The organism is Brachyspira sp. G79 (assembly GCF_002379365.1).
Lineage (GTDB): Bacteria > Spirochaetota > Brachyspiria > Brachyspirales > Brachyspiraceae > Brachyspira.
Window position 1 is genome coordinate 33560 of the sequence record NZ_JQIU01000009.1, and the last position, 2048, is coordinate 35607.

4 protein-coding genes and 1 pseudogene are annotated in these 2048 nt (G+C 27.0%); 4 read left to right on the forward strand and 1 reads right to left on the reverse strand.

What is annotated here, in order from left to right:
- Window positions 1-159 (reverse strand): adenylyltransferase/cytidyltransferase family protein (locus KQ44_RS13165; protein ID WP_143277891.1); only part of this gene is annotated, 159 nt, incomplete at its 3' end.
- A 206-nt stretch (window positions 160-365) separates the two neighbouring features.
- On the opposite strand from KQ44_RS13165, the gene KQ44_RS13170 reads away from it, so the two are divergent.
- The 4 genes and pseudogenes from KQ44_RS13170 to KQ44_RS13185 form a co-directional block, all read left to right on the forward strand.
- Complete coding sequence (locus KQ44_RS13170; protein WP_096737846.1) at window positions 366-779, forward strand: thioesterase family protein; 414 nt, start codon at window positions 366-368, stop codon at window positions 777-779.
- 20 nt (window positions 780-799) lie between these two features.
- The gene (locus KQ44_RS13175; RefSeq protein WP_096737847.1) at window positions 800-1105 is read left to right on the forward strand and encodes a hypothetical protein; all 306 of its coding nucleotides are present in this window, start codon (window positions 800-802) and stop codon (window positions 1103-1105) included.
- A 16-nt stretch (window positions 1106-1121) separates the two neighbouring features.
- Window positions 1122-1544: a F0F1 ATP synthase subunit epsilon gene (locus KQ44_RS13180; protein WP_096737848.1), complete on the forward strand. Its 423-nt coding sequence runs from the start codon at window positions 1122-1124 to the stop codon at window positions 1542-1544.
- Window positions 1545-1650: 106 nt separating this feature from the next.
- Window positions 1651-2048: pseudogene (locus KQ44_RS13185) on the forward strand (hypothetical protein); the annotation flags it as partial.

Below are 2048 nucleotides of genomic sequence, written 5' to 3' on the forward strand. Positions count from 1 at the left end.
TATTCTTTCTTCTGTAGTAAAAGTAGGGGATTTCTCTAAATTAACGGCTACAGATATATAAACTTTCTCAAATATATCAGCAAGTCTATAAAGAACATCAAGGTGTCCTAATGTGAAAGGGTCAAAAGTACCCGGAAATATTACTTTTCCATTTTTCATAATAATAAATTATATACAAAATTAATATAATATCAACAAAAAATCATTATTTTTATATTATAATTATGATGTATGTATTATGTACATTGCTTTTATATTTGCTTTAATTGAAATAATTTGAGCATATTTAGGAAATATAAATTTGTATATAAGTTATTATATGTTATAATATTAGGCAATATTTATCAATTATTAGGAGTTATTTTATGGCTCATGTTAATAAAACGGAAATAAGAGTAATATATGCTGATACAGATCAAATGGGGGTAGTTTATCATTCCAATTATCTAAGATATTTTGAAATAGGGAGAACAGAACTTTTACGCGAGCTTGGTATTTCATATAAGGATATGGAAGAAAAGTATAATATAATGCTTCCAGTAAAAGAGGCATTTGTAGATTATAAGGTTTCTATAAAATACGATGATGTTATAGTTGTTTGTACAAGCGTAGAAAAACTAAAAAATGTATCATTGAAATTAAAATATGAAATAAGAAGCAAAGAAAATGAAAATATACTATATAGTACAGGCTATACTCTTCACCCATTTGTAAATAGGAGAGGAGAGATAGTAAAACCAGATGATTATTTATATGAAATAATGTCTAAAGGCAAGTAATTTTATTATATGGGGGAATTATGAATTGGCTTAATGTTGTATTAACAGTTCTTTCTTCGGCTAATATGGTAGGCGATATAGTAAAAAACACAGCTATGGAGAATAAGGCTAAAAAATTGTATGATAAAATAGATGAACGCGAAAAAGAGATAACTGAAAAAATAGAGGCTAAAGTAGGAAAAGAATTTCAGTCTATTTATTCAGAGATTAATTCATTAAAAATAGTTGTACGTTTTTTATTTTTGGTTTCAATAATATTGCTTATTTTGTTTATATTATCATTGATATTTATTATTTTTATTTTAAAATATAAGAATATAATTTAATTTTGCGAGTTTTAATATGGCAGTTACTACTAAAAAAAATAAAAAGGCATTAACTTGCTCGGTAATCACTAGAAATGCTCCAATATTAAGATCCATACGTATAGATCATGTAGAAATACCTTCCAGTAATGGATATGTTTCTATATATTTAGATCATTGTCCATATATTGTACGTATAGGTTATGGAGAGCTTAGAGTATATAATGAAGAGAATAAACTTATTAATATGTATGTAGAAGATGGTATAGCTGAAGTTACTAATAATGTTGTTGGTATATTGGTAGAGCATGCTTTGTATCCTAAGGATATAGATACAGTACTTTTAAATGAAGAAATAAATAAATTATCAAAACAAATGGTTATCAATGCTGAAGAGGCTAGGAGAAATAACGAAAAAATTGACAAATTAAAAAAACAGATAGAAATTTCTTCTAAATAATATGCTATTGTGATTTTATTATTATCCGATAATTTAGTTGACATATTGTTATAGGTTTAATATAATTAATATGTTAACTAAAAAAATTTACATTAGATGATTGAATATGCCTAAAATAGAAGATTTAGAAAGACTAGGAAGTATTGCTTTTTTAATAGGGAATAAAGCATTACCAAAAGAAATATCACAAGAAGACTATGACCGTTTTAAGTCAGTCTTTACAGATGAACATATGGCAAGTTCTATGCCTGCAGAAGATAATGGTTTACCTTCTATTGATGATTTAGATAGTTTGGATTTGCCCGATGATGAGATTGTACAGGAGGATAATAAGTCTTCTGATGATTTAGATTTGCCTGAGAATTTATACAGTGGTGATGACTCCTTGAATGATTTGGGGGGGTTAGAAGATTTAGATTTGTATGATAAGCCTAAAGAGGAGGATAAGTCGTCAAATAAAGAAGATGATCTAGGTTTGCCTGAGGATTTGGGTAATTCAGAAAA